This window comes from Desulfurobacterium thermolithotrophum DSM 11699 (assembly GCF_000191045.1).
Lineage (GTDB): Bacteria > Aquificota > Aquificia > Desulfurobacteriales > Desulfurobacteriaceae > Desulfurobacterium > Desulfurobacterium thermolithotrophum.
Genome location: NC_015185.1, coordinates 235,024 through 256,068, shown reverse-complemented (window position 1 = coordinate 256,068; position 21,045 = coordinate 235,024). Strand labels below are relative to the sequence as shown.

Annotated in this window: 19 protein-coding genes and 1 riboswitch; of the genes, 7 read left to right on the top strand and 12 right to left on the bottom strand. The window is 34.8% G+C overall.

What is annotated here, in order from left to right; translation table 11 throughout:
* Positions 1-4: 4 nt before the first annotated feature.
* Both proB and obgE read right to left on the bottom strand, forming a co-directional pair.
* Complete coding sequence (proB, locus tag DESTER_RS01370; RefSeq protein WP_013637884.1) at positions 5-1,069, bottom strand: glutamate 5-kinase; 1,065 nt, start codon at positions 1,067-1,069, stop codon at positions 5-7.
* A complete protein-coding gene (gene obgE / locus DESTER_RS01365; protein ID WP_013637883.1) occupies positions 1,059-2,075 on the bottom strand; it encodes a GTPase ObgE in 1,017 nt (338 codons plus the stop codon). The genes proB and obgE overlap by 11 nt, the downstream gene beginning before the upstream one ends.
* Positions 2,076-2,153: 78 nt before the next feature.
* Here obgE and DESTER_RS01360 point away from each other — a divergent pair, with 78 nt between their 5' ends.
* Both DESTER_RS01360 and DESTER_RS07985 read left to right on the top strand, forming a co-directional pair.
* On the top strand, positions 2,154-2,807 hold the full coding sequence (locus tag DESTER_RS01360) for an IS607 family transposase (RefSeq protein ID WP_013637882.1): 654 nt from the start codon (positions 2,154-2,156) through the stop codon (positions 2,805-2,807).
* Positions 2,776-4,212 (top strand): RNA-guided endonuclease InsQ/TnpB family protein, encoded by a 1,437-nt coding sequence (locus DESTER_RS07985; RefSeq protein WP_052296553.1) that lies wholly within the window; start codon positions 2,776-2,778, stop codon positions 4,210-4,212. The genes DESTER_RS01360 and DESTER_RS07985 overlap by 32 nt, the downstream gene beginning before the upstream one ends.
* Positions 4,213-4,264: 52 nt before the next feature.
* Here DESTER_RS07985 and DESTER_RS01350 read toward each other — a convergent pair whose 3' ends face one another.
* Entirely contained in the window at positions 4,265-5,278 is a 1,014-nt protein-coding gene (locus tag DESTER_RS01350; RefSeq protein WP_013637880.1) for a 4Fe-4S binding protein, read from the bottom strand.
* Positions 5,279-5,469: 191 nt separating this feature from the next.
* On the opposite strand from DESTER_RS01350, the gene rlmB reads away from it, so the two are divergent.
* On the top strand, positions 5,470-6,177 hold the full coding sequence (gene rlmB, locus DESTER_RS01345) for a 23S rRNA (guanosine(2251)-2'-O)-methyltransferase RlmB (RefSeq protein WP_013637879.1): 708 nt from the start codon (positions 5,470-5,472) through the stop codon (positions 6,175-6,177).
* Positions 6,178-6,186: 9 nt separating this feature from the next.
* On the opposite strand, the gene DESTER_RS01340 is transcribed toward rlmB, so the two are convergent.
* The 9 genes from DESTER_RS01340 to DESTER_RS01300 form a co-directional block, all read right to left on the bottom strand.
* Entirely contained in the window at positions 6,187-7,395 is a 1,209-nt protein-coding gene (locus tag DESTER_RS01340) for a glucose-6-phosphate isomerase (protein ID WP_013637878.1), read from the bottom strand.
* A gap of 189 nt (positions 7,396-7,584) precedes the next feature.
* Positions 7,585-8,700 (bottom strand): aminofutalosine synthase MqnE, encoded by a 1,116-nt coding sequence (mqnE, locus tag DESTER_RS01335; protein WP_013637877.1) that lies wholly within the window; start codon positions 8,698-8,700, stop codon positions 7,585-7,587.
* 9 nt (positions 8,701-8,709) lie between these two features.
* Positions 8,710-9,825 (bottom strand): aminofutalosine synthase MqnE, encoded by a 1,116-nt coding sequence (gene mqnE, locus DESTER_RS01330; RefSeq protein ID WP_013637876.1) that lies wholly within the window; start codon positions 9,823-9,825, stop codon positions 8,710-8,712.
* Positions 9,813-10,238: a metal-dependent transcriptional regulator gene (locus tag DESTER_RS01325; RefSeq protein ID WP_013637875.1), complete on the bottom strand. Its 426-nt coding sequence runs from the start codon at positions 10,236-10,238 to the stop codon at positions 9,813-9,815. The genes mqnE (DESTER_RS01330) and DESTER_RS01325 overlap by 13 nt, the downstream gene beginning before the upstream one ends.
* Before the next feature lie 96 nt (positions 10,239-10,334).
* Complete coding sequence (cobC, locus tag DESTER_RS01320) at positions 10,335-10,988, bottom strand: alpha-ribazole phosphatase (protein WP_013637874.1); 654 nt, start codon at positions 10,986-10,988, stop codon at positions 10,335-10,337.
* Between the two features lie 72 nt (positions 10,989-11,060).
* On the bottom strand, positions 11,061-12,095 hold the full coding sequence (locus tag DESTER_RS01315; RefSeq protein WP_041737623.1) for a ribonucleotide-diphosphate reductase subunit beta: 1,035 nt from the start codon (positions 12,093-12,095) through the stop codon (positions 11,061-11,063).
* 39 nt (positions 12,096-12,134) lie between these two features.
* Positions 12,135-14,432: a ribonucleoside-diphosphate reductase subunit alpha gene (locus tag DESTER_RS01310; RefSeq protein WP_013637872.1), complete on the bottom strand. Its 2,298-nt coding sequence runs from the start codon at positions 14,430-14,432 to the stop codon at positions 12,135-12,137.
* A gap of 217 nt (positions 14,433-14,649) precedes the next feature.
* Positions 14,650-15,432 (bottom strand): class I SAM-dependent methyltransferase, encoded by a 783-nt coding sequence (locus DESTER_RS01305; RefSeq protein ID WP_013637871.1) that lies wholly within the window; start codon positions 15,430-15,432, stop codon positions 14,650-14,652.
* Between the two features lie 73 nt (positions 15,433-15,505).
* Positions 15,506-15,715, bottom strand: a complete 210-nt coding sequence (locus DESTER_RS01300) for a GNAT family N-acetyltransferase (protein WP_013637870.1) — start codon at positions 15,713-15,715, stop codon at positions 15,506-15,508.
* 91 nt (positions 15,716-15,806) lie between these two features.
* Positions 15,807-15,991: riboswitch (cobalamin riboswitch) on the top strand.
* A 125-nt stretch (positions 15,992-16,116) separates the two neighbouring features.
* Between DESTER_RS01300 and metE the strand changes: the two genes are divergently transcribed.
* From metE to nrdD (DESTER_RS01280), 4 genes are read left to right on the top strand one after another with little or no spacing between them, the layout of a single operon-like run.
* Positions 16,117-18,282 carry a 5-methyltetrahydropteroyltriglutamate--homocysteine S-methyltransferase gene (metE, locus tag DESTER_RS01295; RefSeq protein WP_013637869.1) on the top strand — a complete coding sequence of 722 codons (2,166 nt, stop codon included), beginning with the start codon at positions 16,117-16,119 and terminating at the stop codon, positions 18,280-18,282.
* A complete protein-coding gene (locus DESTER_RS01290) occupies positions 18,216-18,950 on the top strand; it encodes a radical SAM protein (RefSeq protein WP_244829542.1) in 735 nt (244 codons plus the stop codon). The genes metE and DESTER_RS01290 overlap by 67 nt, the downstream gene beginning before the upstream one ends.
* On the top strand, positions 18,950-20,494 hold the full coding sequence (gene nrdD, locus DESTER_RS01285; RefSeq protein ID WP_013637867.1) for an anaerobic ribonucleoside-triphosphate reductase: 1,545 nt from the start codon (positions 18,950-18,952) through the stop codon (positions 20,492-20,494). The genes DESTER_RS01290 and nrdD (DESTER_RS01285) overlap by 1 nt, the downstream gene beginning before the upstream one ends.
* A 1-nt stretch (position 20,495) precedes the next feature.
* A complete protein-coding gene (nrdD, locus tag DESTER_RS01280) occupies positions 20,496-21,029 on the top strand; it encodes an anaerobic ribonucleoside-triphosphate reductase (RefSeq protein ID WP_013637866.1) in 534 nt (177 codons plus the stop codon).
* The last annotated feature ends 16 nt before the right edge of the window (positions 21,030-21,045 follow it).

Sequence of the window (21,045 nt, the reverse complement as noted above, 5' to 3'; positions counted from 1 at the left end):
AAATTTAGTTCTCTTTCAAAATCACCAGATCATCTCTGTGTACACATGTTTTTCTAAAAGAACCAATCTCATCTGAATTGCACCTTACTATTCCTTTTCCAATGAGATTGCCGTAAGTGTCAAAAATCTCTATGGCATCCCCTTTTCTAAAACTTCCTTCTACTTTTTTAATTCCTCTTGAAAGGAGACTTTTACCGTTTTCAACTATTGCTTTAACAGCTCCTTCATCTATGTAGAGTTTACCCGTTGGCTTCATCAAATAGAGAATTCTGTACGTTTTGGCTTTAAGTTTTTTTGCGGGCATGAAAAAGGTTCCAATCTTTTCTCCTTTGAGAATCCTTAAAATAACGTCTTTTTCCTTACCGCCGGCTATTATGACCGGAATTCCCTTTTTAGAAGCTTTGGCTGCTGCTTCAACCTTTGTCCACATTCCACCTGTACCAAAATTAGTTTTTCCCGAGAAATCACAGATTTTTTTAAGCTCCTCCAGATTTTCAACAATAGGAATCAGTTTGGCATTAGAATATTTATTTGGATCTTTGTCGTAAAGACCGTTTGTTATAGTAAGCATTATTAGAAGATCTGCTTCGAAAACAACAGAAACGTGAGCAGAAAGATTGTCGTTATCTCCGATCTTTATCTCTTCTACAGAAACTGTATCGTTTTCATTAACTATGGGGAGAGCTCCGAATTTCATAAGGGCATTTAAGGTGTTTTTAGCGTTTATAAATCGCTCTTTTGACCTCAAGTCTTCGGCAGTTAACAAAACCTGAGCAATTTCTATTCCGTGTGATTTAAAAGCTTCTCGATATTCAGCCATTAAGTAGGGTTGCCCGATAGCAGAAAGAGCCTGTTTTTCCTGAAGAGAAAAAGGTTTTCTGTTAAGCTTAAGTGCTTTTATTCCAGCAAGGACAGCACCGGAGCTGACAAGAACAACCTCTTTTCCATTCTCAATAAGAATTGAAATTTGCTTAGCAAGTTCCTTAATAAAGTTTCTATTTATACCTTCATCCCCAGATAAAAGCTGTGAACCTACTTTCACTACAATTCTTTTAACATTACTCAACATCTTCAACTTCCAGTTCCTTTAGCTTTTTTGAAACAAACCACATAAGTTCGTTCATTCCTTCGCCAGTTACAGCCGAAACTGCAAAGAAAGGATAACCTTTTTTTTCAAAGTAGTTTTTAAGTTCCTCTATTTTACTTCTATCAGTCAATGCATCAATCTTAGTTCCTACAACTATCTGAGGTTTTTGGGTAAGTTCCAGAGAGTAAAGCTCCAGTTCCTTATTAATCTTCTCAAAGGCCTCTTTTGGATCTCTTGTCATATCTGTAAGATCTATGAGATGTAAAAGTAGCTTTGTTCTTTCTACGTGTCTCAAAAACTCATGCCCTAGACCCTTTCCTGCATGAGCTCCTTCTATAAGACCTGGAATATCTGCAACAACAAAGGAAAAATCTCCAACCTTAGCAACTCCAAGAATTGGCCTTAAAGTTGTAAACGGATAATCTGCAATTTCAGGCTTTGCTGCTGTAACTCTTGAAAGGAATGTTGATTTTCCAGCATTTGGAAATCCGATAAGACCAACGTCAGCAAGAAGTTTTAGTTCAAGCTCAACCCATCTTTCTTCTCCGGGCTCACCAGGTTCAGCAAAGTCGGGAGTTCTTCTTGTGGGAGTTGCAAACTCTGCATTTCCTCTTCCACCTCTTCCACCTTTTGCAACAATAAGCCTTTGACCATGCTTATTTAAATCTCCAAGAACTTTTCCCGTTTCAGCATCCTTAACAACAGTTCCTACGGGTACTTTTATTATCAGATCTTCTCCACTTCTTCCTGTTCTTTTATTTCCTTCTCCGTGTCTTCCTCTTTCAGCTTTATAGTGGCGTTTGTATTTAAAATCAAGGAGCGTATGAACGTTTCTATCTGCTTCTAAGATAACGTCTCCTCCTTTTCCGCCGTTCCCACCTGAAGGTCCTCCTTTTGGAACAAACTTTTCCCTTCTAAAAGCAACACAGCCGTTCCCACCATGTCCACCTTGAACAAATATTTTTGCTCTATCTATAAACTGAGCCATAAGATCCTCTTTGAAAACAATCCAGATTTTCATTATATTTCGTTATAGAATATAAGTTTTTATTAGTGAGGTTGCAAGTTGAAAGGAACAATGAGAACTTCAGAATTTGCAAGGAGAGTAGGACTTCATCCTCAAACAGTTAGAGCAATGGTAAAAAGAGGAGAATTGAGACCTTACATAACTCCGTCAGGACAGTTCAGATTCACAGAGGAACACGTAAAGCAGGTATTGGGATTAAAAGGGATAGAAAGGAAAGGGAAAACAGTTATTTATGCAAGAGTATCTACTCAAAAGCAAAGGAAATACCTTGAAAACCAAGTTGAAGCATGCAGAAACTTCCTTGTTTCTAAAGGTTATTCGGTAGATGAGGTTATTACAGATGTAGCAAGTTCTTTCAACTTTAAGCGTAGGGAACTTAATAAATTGCTTGACGAATGTTTCAATGGAGAAGTAGGAGTTATCTGCATTTATTCAAAAGACAGGTTGTCAAGGATAGCTTACGATCTATTTGAGGAAATACTCAAAAGACTTGGAATAGAAATACTAATTGTTGATAAATCTGAAGGTTTATTAACAGACGAACAGTTAAAGGACGCAGTAGAGGAAATGATTAGTTTTATTCACTACATTACATCAAAGATTTACAGTTCAAGAAGTTATAAAAGAAAGAAGATAGAAAAATGTATCAAAGAGGTAGTCAATGCTCCTAACGATGAGCGTAACAACGACTAAGAAAAGCGTTGTTAATAAGCTGGAGAAAGCTTCAAAAACATTCCAGCAGTTTAAAAATTTAATCTACCTGTGTGCATTAGAATACTACCAGAACACAAAAGACCTAAAACCTTTTCTATCAAGAACCTTTCTTGAAAAGTTTGTTAAAGGGAAGGAGGAACTTCTCTTTGAAAACGAGAAGATAAAAGAATGGAAAAAAGAGCTTGAAAACTTGTGGAAAGAAAAAATCGGTTCTGATACTGCAAAAACATTGGTAGGGATAGTTGCAAAAGAGTTTAAAACAGTAGTAGGAAAATGGAAAAAAGGAGAAAAGTCAGATTTACCAAAACCGAAAAAGTTAAGTTCTCTCTATTCTTTCACTCTTGAGACTAATCCAAATATGTTGGTAGATAAAAGGAAACTCAAAGGTAAAAAGAAATCCAATCACGTGGTAATCAGGATAGGAAAAGATTTTGGAGCAGTTAAGTTTAAGATTCCTGCTGGAATTAATGTAAAACACATCAAGGTGAGCTGGTCAGCATCAGGAGAAGTAACTTATCTAATAAGCTATGAAGTTCCTAAAAGTGAAGTTATTCTAAACAAAGAGTTTTTCCTCTCAATTGACTTGGGAGTCAAGAATTTGATTTCTGCAGTTTCCAACAAAGAGGATTTACCGTCGTTTATCATCAATGGCAATCCCTTAAAAGCATTCAACCAATGGGTAAACAAGCTATCAGCAAAACTCCAAAGTGAAGGAAAAGAATTAGAACACAAGAAGCTTTGGAATTACAGGAAAAAGAGAATTAATCAACTGTTTGGAACTGTATCCAATTTCATAGTTGCTTTATGTTTAAAAAAAGGAATAGGGAAAGTAGTCATTTCTGACAGCTTAACAGAGGAATATCAAAAGGAGGGAACAAAAGGAAAAAGGTTTAACCAAACTTTCAGACACATACCACTTGGAAAACTCATTCAGAAACTTGAATACAAGTGCAGATTAGCAGGGATAGAGTTTCTCAAAGAACCCGAAACCTATACTTCCCAAATTTCAGCAGTAACAGGGAACATAGAGGAAATTTCTGGAAAGAGTAAGGAAGAACTTACGGAAGAAGATATCAATAAACTACAATTTACAGGAAAAAGAGTCAGAAGAGGTCTTTTCAAAGACCTGAAGATCAGCAAAGTTTTCAATGCAGACCTTAATGGAGCTTTAAATATTGCGATTAAGAAGTTAGGAAAAAGTGTTAGAGAAAAATTTCTCAAACTTCCAAACTGGATAGATAAGCTCAGTAGAGCTGTTAAACTAACACTTTTTCCTCATTCAAAGTATTCTGCGAGTCCTCTATTTCAGGGGATAGCAGATAGTAGTTCCTACCTTACAAGAGGTAGCGAAGGACATCTGTTAGCGATAGCTAATGAATGCTAACAAAAGCTATCGTTTTTCAGATGTCCACAACTCAAACAGTTAGAAAATAAATCTATTTCATTAAAATATTTCTTGCCCATTCAACATCAAATCCATGGTTTAGAAGAAGATATGCTTCATCTCTCATAGTTAAATGTGAGTGCCATATTCCTGCCGCCATAAACAATCCTATAATACCAATAAAAACACCTATAAGTGCAAAAGGATAAATCCATAGCGGAACATTTCTACCAAGTATTTGTAGCTTCATAGCATCATGAGTACATTTACTTTTGCACTGAAGACACATAACACACTCACTATTATTAAATTCCACAGTTTTGTAAGGAGTTAAACCTATTAAGCAATTTGAACACTGTTTACATTGAGTGCAAGTTTTAGGAGACCTTCGAAGATGAGTTAGAGAAAATAAATTAAAAATTCCATAAAAAGCACCAAGAGGACATAGATATTTACACCAGAAGCGAGGAATAATAAAAGAAAAGATAAGAATTAATACAAGTATTGCAGCAAATAAATTTTCTTTACCATGAAAAAGGTCTATCCAAAACTTAAAAAGCTCTATATCTGCAGCTGCACTTATATTTTGAGCCATCATGCTCATCATTTGGGCTGGTATTAAAAGTATGTTATAAAGAAACCAACCAAGAATTAAATACTTTAAACTCCTTAAAGGTATATCAAGAGCAAAGAAGTATTTCCAATTCTTTAATTTACTTCCCACATTATCAATCTTTTTAATAAAGAGTAGCTTATTTCTAAGCCAAGTAATATAATCAAGTAATGTTCCAACAGGACATATCCAACTACAAAAGCCTTTTCCTAGAATGAATGTAATTAAAATTACTGCTAACATTATTGGCATTGCTGCTGGATGAAAAGGATCTGTAATTCCAGTGCGAATTTTCATGATAATATCGTAAACTCCAACAATGGGAAGAAAAGCATCTAAGAAATCTGGTCTATTACTTCCATAGAATACAAAGAGGTAGTATTTATAAATACCGTAAGCAATTAGTAAAAAGAAAGCTGTTTGAACTATAAATCTTAGCTTCTGTATTTTCATAACAACCTCCAAACTTTAAGAATAATAAACTATTATAAGAGGCTATCTTTAACCAGACAAGTATTTGTGATATTTCTAAAAATTTAAAAAATGAAAAAAACAATTAATTTTTCTTATACTCCAGGTTATATTTGATTTAACTTGAACTATATTTGGACTTTCATAATCTATACTATAATCGGAGGATTAAGTTGGGCTTTATAATATGGGGAAGAAACACACTTGAAGAAGCTGTAAAGTCGGGAAGAACTTTAGAAAAAGTGTATCTCCAATATGGACATTATTTTGAGCCCAGTTTTCTTAATTGGTTAAAGGAAAAAGGAATTAAATTTCAATGGGCAAAAAAGCAGCAACTTGAAAGGCTAGCAAAAACGAAGAAACATCAAGGAATAGTAGCAATCCTATCGCCAATAGAATACATTTCTTGTGAAAAACTTTTTAAAAGTACCATTGAAAAAGAAAGCTTTTTCGTAGTTCTTGATAGAGTGACAGAACCTCAAAACTTAGGTGCTATTGCTAGAACAGTAGAATCTTTTGGAGGAGTGGGTATTCTTCTACCGGAGAAAAACTCTGCTCCGATAAATGAAATTGCCTTGAAGGCTTCATCTGGAGCTCTATTTCATCTAATGGTTTCAAGAGTTCCTTCTCTAAATGAATCATTAATCACTTTTAAAAAATTGGGTGGTAGTATTTATGCTGTAGAAACAGGTGGAAAGGATATAAGAAACATAAATTTTCAAAAACCATTAGGACTTATTTTAGGTTCTGAAGGAAAAGGAATAGAAAAAAATCTTTTAAAACTTTCAAATGAAATAGTATCAATTCCTACAGTAGGTAAAACTCCTTCTTTAAATGTTTCAGTAGCAGCTGGAATAGCAATTTGGAGTATGTTTACATAAAGTTTAACTTTATGTTTTTTTAAGTTTTTCATAAGCTAGTTTTTTTCCCACTTCTACTGCAGGTTGACCGTATGGATTGACTCCCATAAGCTTTCCAATAACAACAGTTGCAACCATATAACTCATAAAGAGATAACCAAGATTCCAGGGAGACAGATCATCTAATTCAACTTGAATTATTGGTCTTTTACGGCTGAGAAGTGCTTTAACTGTTCCTTCAAATTCTGCCTTGATTATATCTGATAGTTTCTTACCGGCTATAAAATCAAGAATTTCTGTTCTTTCTGGAAGACGAACATCTTCTCGGTAATTTTCAATTATAAAGAATTGGTAGATTTTATCATCGTGTCCGTCCATAAAGAGCTGAAGAACTGAATGTTGAGAAGATGTACCTATAGCTTTCATTGGTGTTTGTCCTTTCCCGTCTTTTCCCAAACTTTCTGCCCACAATTGAGCATACCACTCTGTAAATTCTCTTAAATAGTTAGAGTAGGTCATCATCATTACAGAAATAGTTCTGTTTCTTAAATAGTGAAGATATTTATAAACTCCAAGATAAATTGCCGATTTTGGACTTTCAACTACTGCTCTTGCTCCGTCCAAAAGTTCTTTAGTTCCATAACCTATAAATTCTGCTGGGACAAGACCTACTGGAGTGAGAACTGAAAACCTTCCACCAATTTCAGGAAGGATAGGAAAAAAGAAGGCCTTATTTTCTTTTGACAATTTCTCAAAGGCATTTCCAGGATCTCCAATAAAAATCATCTGTTTTCCTGGATTAGCTATTCTTCTTTTCCGGAATTCTTCCTTTATTACATTTAATAAACTAACTGTTTCAAGTGTTTTTCCTGATTTACTAATAAAAGCAAAAACTGTTTTACTCCAGTCAAGAGAATCTATACACCTTTTTACATAAGTCGGATCAATGTTGTCAAAGAAAACTAATTTTCTTCCGTGATTAAACTCGTCACATGTTAAAGTATTGTATATTGCTTTTGTTCCAAGAGAAGAACCTCCCATGCCTACAACAACAAGAGTATCGAATTTATTCTTTAAACTTCCTATTACATCTTTGATTTCTTTTAAGTTAGTTTGGAGAGATTTAATAAAAGGCATTTCTTTTTCGTTTACTAGATTAAAGAGATTATATTTAGAAATCAATTTTTGAACTTCTAATTGAGGAAGATTACATCCTTCAAATGAAAAAACAACAGCCATATCCCCTCCTCATAATTTAATACTCCTTTCAAGGTGCCCTCATATATTGGTAATCTCTAATTTCAAAGGACTTTTGTATTTTCACAAATAACTTTTGCAAATTCAAGAATAGAAGTTTTAACAGAACTTTTCTTTCGAAGATCCTTTTATATCAACACTAACAACTAACAAATAAGATTTATATCTATATTAATCATAAATTTTTATAACATTATAGAGAGTATCTCTCTCAACAGGAATTTTTCCAGCTTCTTTTATAAGCTTTATAAGTCTGCTTTTTGGCATATACTCTCCAGCCTTTGCTCCAGCAGCTTGCGTAATATCTTCTTCTGTAACTGTTCCATCTATATCGTCGGCTCCAAATTGAAGTGCTATTTGGGCAACCTTTTCTCCAAGCATTATCCAATAAGCTTTAATGTGAGAAAAGTTATCGAGCAAAAGTCTTGAAACAGCGATAGTTTTGAGTTCGTCAACTCCGGTAGTATAAGTTGCTCCGGGAATTTTTGTATTAAGAGGATGAAAGGCAAGTGGAATAAACGTTTGAAAACCACCTGTTTCATCTTGAGCTTCTCTAAGTTTTAAAAGATGGTCAACTCTATCTTTATAGCTTTCAATATGTCCAAAAAGCATTGTCGCGTTAGACTTTAAGCCAAATCTATGAGCAGTTTTATGAATCTTAAGGTATTCTTCACCAGATATTTTATCCGGACAAATTTTTTTTCTCACTTCCTTTTTAAAAATTTCTCCTCCTCCTCCAGGAATAGAGCCAAGTCCAACTTCTATCAAATCCTTTATAGTTTCTTCAATAGATTTTCTTCCTTTTTCTGCAATATATTTAATTTCTTCAGCAGTATAAGCCTTTATGTGAATATCTGGAAAGCTTTCTTTAACAGCTCTAATTATTTCAATGTACTCTGTGTATCCCCAATCAGGATGAAGTCCTCCAACAATATGGACTTCTGTAAGTCCGGGATTCTGTTCTTTGTAATTTCTTAACTTTTCTAAGATCTTTTCAATTGTTAACTCGTAAGCTCCATCTTCACCTTTTTTCTTCCTAAATGCACAGAATTTACAAGTTCCGATACAAATATTTGTAGGAGTTATATGAACGTTAACATTAAAGTAGGCAAGTTTTCCATTCTTTTTCTCGGCAGCATAATTTCCAAGAAGTCCTAGTATAGGAAGATCAAAAGAGTTAAAAAGTTTAATTCCATCTTCAAAAGTGAGTCTTTTATTATAAAAAATTTTTTCAATAATGGAAAATAAATTTTTATCTTTTACAAGGGAGAGAATAACTTCTTCCATAGAGTACTCCTAATCATAAACTTTAATAACGTTATAGTTCGTATCCCTTTCCACCGGAATCTTACCCGATTCTTTTATAAGTTTTATGAGTCTTTCTTTTGGCATAAAAGAACCTGTATTTGCACCTGCAGAGTGGGTAATTGATTCTTCAATAACTGTTCCATCAAGGTCATCAACCCCAAAGTGAAGAGATATTTGAGCAAGTTTTTCTCCAAGCATTATCCAAAAAGCTCTTATGTGAGGAAAATTATCAAGAAGAACCCTTGCAACTGATAACATCTTAAGATCATCAAAGCCTGTTGTAAAGTTACCGCCAAGTTTGGTGTTTTTCGGATGGTAAGCAAAGGAAATAAAGGCTTGAAAACCGCCGGTTTCATCTTGGAGCTCTCTCAACCTTAAAAGATGCTTAACTCTATCTTCATAAGTTTCAATATGACCGTAAAGGATAGAAGCATTTGTTTTTAATCCAAATTTATGAGCAATCTTATGAATCTCAAGATATCTATCAGATGAAAGCTTTTCAGGACAAAGCTTCTTTCTTATTTCTTCACTAAAAATTTCAGCTCCACCTCCAGGAAGTGAACCAAGACCAGCTTCTATTAAGTCGCAAAAAACTTCTTCAGTATCTTTTCCAGAAATTCTGCATAAATGATCAATTTCTTCTGCTGTAAACGCTTGGATATGTACGTAAGGGAAGTTTTTCTTTATTTCCCTTAAGAGCTCTATATAATAATCATAACTCCACTCTGGATGAAGACCACTAACTATATGAATTTCAGAAATACCTTTAAAAGATTCAATTTTTTTTAAAACTTCATCTATAGTTAGTTCATAAGAATCTGCATCGCTTTTACTTCTTCTAAAAGCACAGAACTTGCAGTTTCCAATACAAAGATTTGTAAGATTTATGTGTCTGTTAACAACAAAGTAGACAAGATTTCCGTTCTTTTTCTTATTTACAAAATCCGCAAGTTTTCCAAGAGTTAAGATATCGTTTGTCTTAAAAAGTTTAATTCCATCTTCAAAAGTAAGTCTTTCTCCTAATAAGATTTTTTCCACTATTGGAATGAGAGAATTATCTTCTACGAACTCAGGAACTAAAAAAGGATTTGTCATCCCTTCCATAAAAACTCCTTAAATTCCTCAGAAAGTCCTTTTTCTCTAAAAAAGTCAACTAACTTCTGAATCTTTCTAACTGTTTCCTTAGAAAGATGATGCTCCATCAGGCATCCTTCTTTTTCTGCAATTTCTGGAGGGAGCTGAAGAACTGTCTTCATAAAGTCTTTTAAAACTTCATGCTTTTTATAGAGATTCTCAGCATACTCTCTTCCTTTTTCAGTTGTTCTAACATATCCGTAAGGCTCGTAAAGGATATATCCTCTTTCTGATAGTCTTCTTAAAACGTCTGTAACCGTAGGCATTTTCACACTTCTTTCGTTGGCTATTTCTTTAACTCTTGCTACTCCATTCTTTTTTTCTAAAAGATAAATTGTCTCAAGATAATCTTCTAGTCTAGGAGCTAATTTTTCATTCGTCATTTCTCACCCTGCTAACTTATTTAAAGAACTGCTTTATAGTATATCAATTATAGAGGCTGATAAGTATCAGCCTCCAAAGATTGTAAATCTTAAGATTTATAAAGACTTTTGAATTTCAAAATCTATTTCTTTTCCAAGATGTCCTGTTGCGTTTGCTACATGTACAACAACTTTTTTTGTTTCTGGATCATACTCTAAAACAGTAATTCCACAGTTTGCCTGTTTAAATGCCCAGAACTTATTTAAATCAACTCCAAGTAGATAGCACATTATAACTTTGTTTGTTGCGTCGTGTCCCACAATAACTATTAGGTCATCGTTGCTATGTTTACTAACAATTTCTTCAAAAGCTTTTACAGCTCTATCATAAACATCTTGAAGACTTTCTCCACCCTCTCCTGGCATTCTTACTTCTGCTGGTTTGGCTTTCCAAAGTTTAAAAAGTTCTGGATATTTTTCTTGTACTTCAGAAGCAAGCATTCCTTCCCATTCTCCATGGTCTATTTCCTTAAAACCGTCTCTTTCTTCAACAGGAAGATTATGATGTTTTGCAATTTCTAAAGCTGTATCTTTACACCTTGAAAGAGGACTTGAGTAAACAGCTTTAACTGGAAAATCTTTTAAAGCTTCTCCCACTCTTCTTGCTTGTTCTTTTCCTTCTTCATTTAGCGGTATATCCATCTTTCCTTGGTATCTACCTTCAGCGTTCCAAACGGTTTTCCCATGTCTAACTAATATGATTCTTGGCATTTTTCACTCCTTTAGATATTTTTGAATTGAAAATTATAAAGTTAAAAATAATAAAGTTAAAAATAGTGAATTCTAAATTTCGTCCCAACCTTCAACAGCACTTGCTTGATTGTAAGAGGTAACTGTAGCCTCAAAGAAGTTAGCTTTAACGTTTCCTTCTCCACCTGTGTCTGCAATTCTTTCAAGATGCTCATAAGGATTTGGAGTATCAGGAAATATAGGATCAAGTCCAAGAGCTTTTAATCTTTTGTTAGCAACATAGTAGGTATATTCTTCAATAGACTTTTCATTCATTCCAAGGATTTTGTTTCCAATAACTTTTTTACTGAATCTTTGTTCTTGGTTAACTGCTACCTTAAACATTTCATAAATCTTGTCCTTAGGTAAATACTTTTTAAACTCTTCATCTGTCAGGTCTTTCATAAAGTGCTCAAATAGAATAACGTGAGTTAGCTCATCTCTATTTATGTAGCGAATAATATCAGCTGTTCCTTGCATAAGATTGCGGGATGCAAGGTTATAGAAAAACATAAAGCCATTGTAAAAATAAAGACCTTCAAGAAGATAGTTTCCTACAAGAACTTCTCCATAGTTTTCCATTGTTGGTTCTTCAAGAAACTTCTGATAAATATCAGCTATGTATTTGTTCCTTTCAAAAAGTATTGGATCTTTTTTCCACCAATAGTAAACAGTCTCTCTGTGCTGCGGGGGAATAACAGACTCTATCGTATATCCATAGCTTTGAGAATGGATAGCCTCCTGATAGGCATGAATGGAAAGGTCAATTGTTATTTCAGGAGCTTTAACATAAGCTGCAATATTTGGAATGTTTGTTGTCTGAATAGAATCTAGAAAAACTAAAAAGGAAAGTATTTCATCGTAAGCCTGTCTTTCATCTTCAGTCAACTCTTTATAGTCTAAAACATCTTGAGTAAGATCAACTGTTTCGGGAATCCAAAAGTTTGCCATCATAACTCTATAAAGCTTTGTAGCCCACTCATACTTAACGTCGTTAAGATTAAAGATGTTGGTGGTATTTCCGTAAAGTATTCCCCTTTTTGTAGGATCATCGTTTCCGTTCGGGTTGAAAATTGGTCTTGGTTTCATGAGCTCTTTTCTAATATCAGCCATTATTTCCCCCATTACTCAGTTTGCACAGGCTACACACTCTTCTTTCTTAGAAATTGCTGTTTGACTATCTTTCTGAATCGTTCTAACGTAGTAGATGGTCTTTATACCTTTTTCCCAAGCGTAAATGACTGTTTCAAAAATGTCTTTTGCTCTTACTCCAAGGTTAAGGTTAAAAAGGAGCTCCATACTAATTCCACTATCAACCCACCTTTGGATTGTGGAGATAACATCTATTACTTCTTTTTGGTTTAAAAACTTGCTTTCTCTGTAAAACCAAAACTTTTTCTTTAGGTAAGGCGGACATATCGGAACTGCTTGTTTTTGGTTTTTGTCAATATAGAACCTGCTAAAGGGTGGTAGTACTCCTGGAGTTGCTCCCTGCAAGAGTCCAGAACTTGTATTTGGAGCTATTGCAAAGAGTTGACCATTTCTAATTCCATACTTTTTAAGCTTTTCTAAAACTGTGAGCCATTTTTCTTTTAGATGAGTTTTCTTTAAAAGATACTCTCTATCTTTTCCAATAATTATTCCCCTGCTCCAATCTGAGCCTTCAAAAGCTTGAAATTTTCCTCTTTCCTTTGCAAGATTTATGCTTTCGTCTATTCCGTAGTAAGCAATTTTTTCATAAAGCTCATCTATTAAATTAAGAGATTGTTTCCCGTAAGGTATTTCTCTTTTAGCAAGGTAATCTGCAAGCCCAAGCGTTCCAATTCCAATCGTTCTATAACGGTCGTTGTGAAGTTTACTTTCCAAAATTGGTGAAGTTGTAAGGTCGATAGTGTTATCAAGTATTCTTACAGCAGTTCTTACTACATCCTCAAGCTCTTTATCGTTTTCTATGTTTGCAAGGTTTATAGAAAGAAGATTACACGTATGAACTAGTCCTGGCTTTTCTACTTTGCTGACAATTTTTCCTTTTTCTAAAGTTGTTTTAAAGCTCTTTGAAGGTCTAAAGTTAGAAAAGCTTTCCATGCAGAGATTTCCATTTCCGATATAGCCATCGTGTTTAAGTGGATTTAATCTATTTGCAGTATCTTTAAAGAAAATGTATGGAAGTCCTGTTGCAACTTGGGTTTTAAGGATTTCTTTTAAGAGTTCTTTAGCTTTCACTTTCTTTTTTAGCTTTAACTTATAGCTTTCTTTTTCTATTTGTACGTAGGCTTTTTCAAATTCTTCTCCCCAGAGTTCGTATAGCCTAAAGCCAAACTTCTTTTCTACCTCATATGGATCAACAAGTAGCCAATCTTTGTCTTTCTTTACTCTTTCCATAAAAAGGTCTGGAATCACAACTTGAGGAAATATGTCAAAAGCTTTTCTTCTTAGATCACCATTTTCTGTCTTTAGTTCAAGAAAATCGAAAATGTCAAGATGCCAAACGTCAAGAGCTACCGTAACAGCTCCGGCTCTTTTGCCTTCTTGGTTTACAGCTACAGCTATGTCATTAAGAATTCTTATCCATGGAACTACTCCACCACTTGCTCCAAAGACTTTTTTAATCCAAGAACCTTGAGCTCTAATTCTTGATAAGTTTACTCCAACTCCACCAGCTCTTTTTGATATTTGCGCGACTTGATTTGCAGTATACATAATGGAATCAAGACTATCGTCCATTGCAGTAATAAAGCAAGAAGAAAGGTTTCCGTTTGGACGTCTCAAGTTTATAAGAATTGGCGTAGCTAAAGATAGCTTCTTACCAGCTATCAAGTCGTAAAACTTTTTAACTAATGTCATTCTTTTATCTATAGATTCGTCTTTAGCAAGCATTAAAGCTATTGACATATACATTTCCTGAGGGAGCTCTATCGGATAGTCTTCGTATATACATAGGTATCTTTTGGCAAGTAGATTTGCTCCTGCATAGTCGTATAGAAAATCGTATTCAAGCTTTAGATAGTCTCCAGCTTTAACTATTTCTTCTTCAGAGTAACTTTTGAAAATCTCGTTGGTATATAAACCTTTTTCTACAAGGTCTTTTAGGACTTTTAGGTACTCTTTTCCACCACCAATATATGCAAGTTTTGAGGTTCCTCTTTTTATGGATACTTCCTTGTAAAGATTAAAGATGAAAAGTCTTCCAGCTAAGATTCTCCAGTCCGGTTCTTCTGGAGTTGTAAGCTGAAGTGCTGTGTTTACTATGGATTTATGAATTTCTCGAGTTGTAATTCCATCATAAAAATGAAGTTTTAATTTTGATTCAAGTTTTAATGTATTTACTTCTAATCCCTTTGCAGCCCAATTAATTACTTTTCTAATTTTTTCTATATTAAGCGGTTCTTTACTGCCATTTCTTTTAACGACAGAAATCTTTCGCATCTATCCTCCAAGTCATCTTTTCTAAATGAAAAATTTTAAGATTTGAGGAAAGAGTGAAGGGGCTTAACAACTTCAAGAATCTGAATAAAGTAAGTGCGTCTACAAATTTTTATTTGCAATAAATTTCTAATTTCAAAAAATTAGCTATAACTTTTTCTAACGAAAAGAAAAGAGAGATAAGCTTTAAAATCATCTTAAGGGGTCACTACAGAGCTCCTTACAAAATTTTATAGAGATATTCAACATTAGTAGAGCTCTCTTTTAGCTGATAGTCTGAAAGATAAGGGAACAGGTCTTTTACACCCTTATTTACTTTTATAACAACTCTTTTTCTAGCTACTCTTTCTGCTTCTTTCAAAGTCTCTGGAGAGATAAAATCCTTCACCGCAACTTCCCTAAATGGAGCCATAACATCACAGTGCCACTTTGGCTTAATAAACATTGGAGAAAAATAAACTACATCATAGGATTTATCAGGCTGCTGCTTTAAAAATTGGTAGTTATCTCCCTTAAAAGGTTTCACTAAACTAAAAGCAAACTCGGCAGTTTTTAATTTTCCTCTCGGTTTATAAGTTTTAAGCCCCCTTTTAACTATTTCATAAATTACCGGTTCTTTTTCAATGCCGATAACTTCCCTTTTTGACACAAAAGCTGAAAGAAGAGCATCTTGAGCAAGTCCCAGGTTACAGTCAAGAACAGTTTCTCCTTCCTTTAAATCCATAGCTTCAATCATCGCCTCATAACCTGTTGATATGTAGTTTAAAAGTCTAATCTTAAATAGACCTGGATGGAAAAAGAGCTTTTTGCCGTTAAGCGTATGAAGTGTAAGATTTAAATCTTTACCAACAACAAGTACGTTTTTTCCAAACTCTTTTTTTATGGACTCGATGGTTCTATGGCGTCTTTTTACATATACCGTCTTGAGTTCCTTAGACAGTTTCTTCCCTTCACTTCTCATCTCTGGAGTTGGTTTTCTATCAGTTGTAACAACAACTTCCATAACTTCTCCTATTTAGCTATGAGATTTGGCTTTTTCCTCTCAAGGTACTTTTGAGTATAAGAGCAAAGAGGTACTATCTTATAGTTTTTTTCTCTGCAAATTCAACAAGTTTTTCTGAAAGCTTAGCAGCTATACCTTTACCTCTATAGTTTACAGGTACATAAGTTGTAGTGACTATAATTACTTTCCTTTCTTCTAATTCTCTAAAAGTTATAAAAGCTTCTTCTCCACTTTTAAGCTCTGTGTACACTTTTCCATTTTTGACTTTTACTTTTATTTCCAAGTCATACCTCATCTATAATTATTTCTAATCAAAATTTACCACACGTCTATCTTTTTCTCTATCAGATTTGATTATTCTGCCAATTTGTCCTAAATTGACCCCCGTCACGGGTGAACGGGAAGTCCGGTGAAAGTCCGGCGCTGTCCTCGCAACCGTGAGCAGGAGTTTTTCTGGCTTTAACCACTGGAGAGTATGGGTGAAAAGCTCCCTCTCTGGGAAGGTTAAAGCCTATTTAACCCTGCAAGCCGGGAGACCGGCCCGTGATGGGTAGGAGAAACTCCTACCCCTTCGCGTCCTGCGGGGGTTCGGGGCGCGGGAAAGAAGAGGGTATTCCTTTTTCTTTTCCCGCCTTAGAGCTTCCTGCAGGTGTTTAAAACAAAACACCGCAGGAGGTAGAAAAGATGAAAACGTATGCTTACGGCTTTCCAAGACTTGGAAAGCAGAGAGAATTTAAGCGCCTAATAGAAGGATACTGGGCGCAGAAAGTTACAGAAGAAGAGCTTCTTACGGGCATTAAGGAGCTCAATAGAAAAAGAGAAGAGACCTACCAAAAGTACGTTAATGCCCATCCACAGGGGGAAATGACCCTCTACGATCCGATGCTCGATATGGCTCTTCTTTTTGGAGTCTACAAAGCTGAAACTCTTGATGAGTACTTTAACCTCTGTAGAGGTAAAGACGCCCTTGAAATGACAAAGTGGTTTAACACAAACTACCACTATCTAGTTCCAGACTTTGAAGGAAAGAAACCATGTTTTAAAGTGACAACTCCAGTCTGGAACAGACACGAAGGAGCAAGAGAAAATGTTCATCTAATAGCTCCTTTTACATTTTTAAAGCTTTCGAAAAATCTTCCCCAAGAGTATTTTGAAGAAGCATTAAAAGAACTTACAGAAATAGTAGTCCAGTACATAAACGAGAAAGGATTTGAGTCTGTTCACCTTGAAGATCCAGCCCTCGTTATGGAATTAACAGAAAAAGAGTGGAACCTCATACAAGATGCTTACAAATCTTTTGAAAAAGCTAATGCTGAAATTAACATTTTCACCTATTATGATAGTGTTGATTGTCTTCAAAAGCTTTTTGATCTTCCAGTTTCTGGAGTTGGCGTTGACTTTGCCCACGACAGAGGCGAAAACCTAGCTCAGCTTAGAGAAATTGACCCTAAAGGTAAAAAGCTCTTTGCTGGTGTTGTTGATGGAAGAAACGTTTGGAGAAACGACCTCTTTAAAACAGCTGAGGTTATCAGCGAGCTTTCTAAGAAATTTGATGTTGTTGTAACAAATGCTGCACCACTATTTCATCTTCCTGTAAATCTCTTAGGTGTAACTCTTCCAGAAGAGCTCTTGAAAAAGGTAGCTTTTGCAGAAGAAAAACTCAAAGAGCTTCAGTTAATTTCTCAAATCCTTTCAGGGGATGAAGCAGAAGCTAAAGAGTGGGTTGCTGAGCTTGAAAGCTCCTTTGGAGAAATAACTAAAGTGAGAGAAAGAGTTAAGAGCTTAAAGGAAGAAGATTTTGTTAGAAAGCCAAGTTACCAAGAAAGAATTAAAAAACAGCAAGAAGTTCTTAACCTGCCTCTCTTTCCAACAACAACAATTGGAAGTTTCCCACAGACAGAAGAAGTTAGAAGAGTGAGACTTCTTTACAAAAAAGGAAGACTTTCTGAGGAAGACTATAAGACATTTATCAGAGGAGAGATTGCAAAAGCTATTCAAATTCAAGAAGATCTTGATATTGATGTCTTTGTTCATGGTGAGTTTGAAAGAACAGACATGGTCGAATTCTTTGCCGAAAAAATGAAAGGAATTGCAACAACAGGAAACGGTTGGGTAATCTCTTACGGAACTAGATGTTATCGTCCACCTATTATCTATGGAGATGTTGAAAGAGATGGACAGATGACAATTAGTGAAATAGTCTTTGCTCAAAGTCTAACAGAAAAGCCTGTTAAAGGTATGCTTACAGGACCCGTAACAATCATTGCCTGGAGTTATGTAAGAGAGGACATTCCAACTTCAGAAGTTGCTTACCAAATAGCACTTGCTCTTAAAGACGAAATAAAGGACTACGAAAAAGCTGGTATCAAGATTGTCCAAATCGATGAGCCAGCAATTAGAGAAAAAGCTCCAATCAAGAAAAGGAACTGGGACGAGTACTTTGATTGGGCCATAAAGTCATTTAGACTTTGCCACTCTTCAGTTAAGCCTGAGACACAAATTCACACTCACATGTGCTACTCTGAGTTTGGAGAAATCATAAATTACATAGTAGACATGGATTTTGATGTAATTTCAATAGAAGCATCAAGATCAAAAGGTGATATCATAGAAACGTTTGAAAAAGTTGCTTTTGACAGACAAATAGGTCTTGGAGTTTGGGATATTCATTCTCCTTACGTTCCATCTCTTGAAGAGATGGAAGTAATTGTAGAAAGAGCTCTAAAGGTAATTCCTAAGGAAAACTTCTGGATAAACCCTGATTGTGGATTGAAGACAAGAAGATGGGAAGAAGTAATTCCAGCTTTAAAGAACATGATAACGGTCGCAAGGAAGTTAAGGAAGACCTAATAAAGGTCTCCCTTTTTCTTGATGTTGAAACTCCAATTACATTTAGAGACCAACCTGGCATCCAGTCAGCTGTACTTTATACAGAGATCAATCTCTGCAATCTTAACTGTTATCACTGTCATAATCGCCACGGATACAACGAATATAAAGGAAAAAAGGAAAAATTAAGCTACAAAAAACTAAAAGAGAAACTTTTAATGCTAAAAGCTTTAGGAGTTGAGCTTATCATTATCTCTGGAGGGGAACCAACACTAGAAAAAAAACTCGAGGAAGGCTTAAGGTTTATAAGATCTTTAGGATTCTCAGTTAGGGTTGATACAAATGGAACAAATCCAGAAGTAATTCAAAGACTGATAGAAAAAAAAGTAGTTAATGGTTTTGCTTTGGATATAAAAATTCCTCTCAAAGTTAGATACACCCCTCAGGAACTAAAACGCTTTAAGAGAGTTCTCTTTTCCACAGAAGATGTAGACGATGAAGCAGTTTTGAATTATTCTGAAAAACTAATGACATCATTAGAAATAATAAAGAAAAATCCTTTACAGTACACTGTTTTTAGAACAGTAGAGTATCCACTACTTTTGGAAGAAGATAAAAATGAGATCAGAAAATTGTTAGAATTCTCTCCACACCAATTCAATCCGTTTTATCCTGTGGAGGAAGAATAATGCACAACAAGTATTTCAAACTCATCGATTTATTTATCGAAAACGACGATATTTCAAGGAATAATGCCAACTTTGTTAGAGGAGTTCCTGTTTTAGAACATGTTGTGACTGGCGAAGTAATGAAGGATTATCTTTTTGATGTTGTATATAAAGGATTACCTGTAAGAATTCATCACGAAGAAGGGTGGGCATATCACCATCAAACTTATCGCTTGAGTGCTTACTGTATTGGATTGTCTGCTAAAGACATTGCGTTTTACGGTCTTCGTAGCAATGCAAAGAATGAAAGAAGAGCAGCTCCTCCAAAAAGATTAGAAACTCTCTTTATGCAGTGTGCAAATCTTATCTGTCTTATTGCTCAAGAGGTATCTGGTGCAACTTCTTTAAACGATCTCTCTACAGTTGCTGCAGGATACCTATACCACCTTGAAAAGATAGAAAAGAAAACTTATTCAGATTACGAGCTGGAAAATCTCTGGCAAGAGTTCCTCTATAACATAAACTTGCCATTTAGAAGTGGAAACTCTCCCTTCTCTAATATAACACTTGACTTTGGAAAGCCTAATAGCAGATTGAAACACGAACCTATTGTTTATGCAGGGCAACTTCTTGACATTACCTATAATCAGATTCCTTCTCACTATTTCGACAGAATAAATACAGCTTTTATAAAAGCTATGAGAAAAGGAGATGCAGACGGTAATCCGTTTACGTTTCCACTAATAACTGTCAACGTTACAGAAGACTTTGATAGAAATAATCCTGCTTGGAAATTGCTTCTTAAAGAAAGTGAATACTTTGGAGGATTTTACATTCAAAACTATCTTAAAGAACCTTTTGAAAAACCTTCTATCTATAGAGAAAAGAATCCTTACATTAAACCTTTTGACGAGGGAATGATTTATAGTAACTGTTGCAGGATGTTATTTGACATTTCTCAAGTAGAAGCTGTTACAGGTTCTAATCCGTTTCATTCAGGTAGTGGAGTAGGTGGTATAGGAGTTTATGCAATAAATATGAATAGACTCCTTTTCTTAGCAAAAGAAGACTTTGAACTTCTTAAAAGAATGATAGACTATACGATGGATATTGGTGCTCAAGCACTTCAAAGAAAAAGAGTTTGGCTTAAAAAACACTGGAAGGATCTTTACCCATACCTTTCTTTCTATCAGAAAGATGATCATTCTCTTTTCAATATATTTTCAGTAGTAGGTGTTCATGAAGGAATGGTAAATGCAGGGTTTGAAGGTGGACTTTTTAATGACGATGCTAAAGAATATGCTCACGAAATAGCTCAATACTTATATCAAAAGCTTCATCAATTTATGGAAAAGGATAGAGTTTTATACTCCTTAGAGTATGCACCAAGCGAAAATGCGGCCTGCAGGATGGCAGAAAAAGATCTTCAGTTTGCAAATGCAGTTGCTGATATTCTTAATGGAGAAAAATCACCTGAGATTTCAAACGATCCTATCCTTAACCAATTTATAAGAGAATCCCTTGAAAAGTTTGGGGAGAGAATTTTTGAAGTTGTAGGAGGCTGAAATGGAAACTGTTAAGAAAGTGAAAGCTAAGATATTTGTTAATGGTGATCCCCTATCAAAAAGGGTATTTTTAACTTCTGGTTTTCAAGCACCTTTTCAAGAAGGAGATTTACTAAGACAAATAGACGTAAATTCCCACTTTCAAAGCTATGCTACAGGTGGAAGTATATTCCATATTTTCACAGCTGAAGAAATGGAACCAGAAGAACAAGAAAGATTAATCTTTAACATAATTAAAAACTTCCCTATCCAATATCTAACAAAAACTCCTTTTTTAACAACATGCAATAAATGCGGTCATAAAATGGTTGGCAGAAAAACAAAGTGCGAAAGATGTGATTCTGAAGACGTAACTTTGTGGTCTAGACCAATAGGTTACTTTAGACCCGTAATGAGAGGAAAAATAGAGAAAAATTTCAAAAATGCTAAGTATTTATTTTGGCTTTCAGGAAGAATTGAAGACTTTGCAACGAGAAAGGAGGTAAAGAAAAAAGACGTTGAAGAAATTGTTAATGAATTATCTTCAATTATATAATTGATAAAATTCCCCC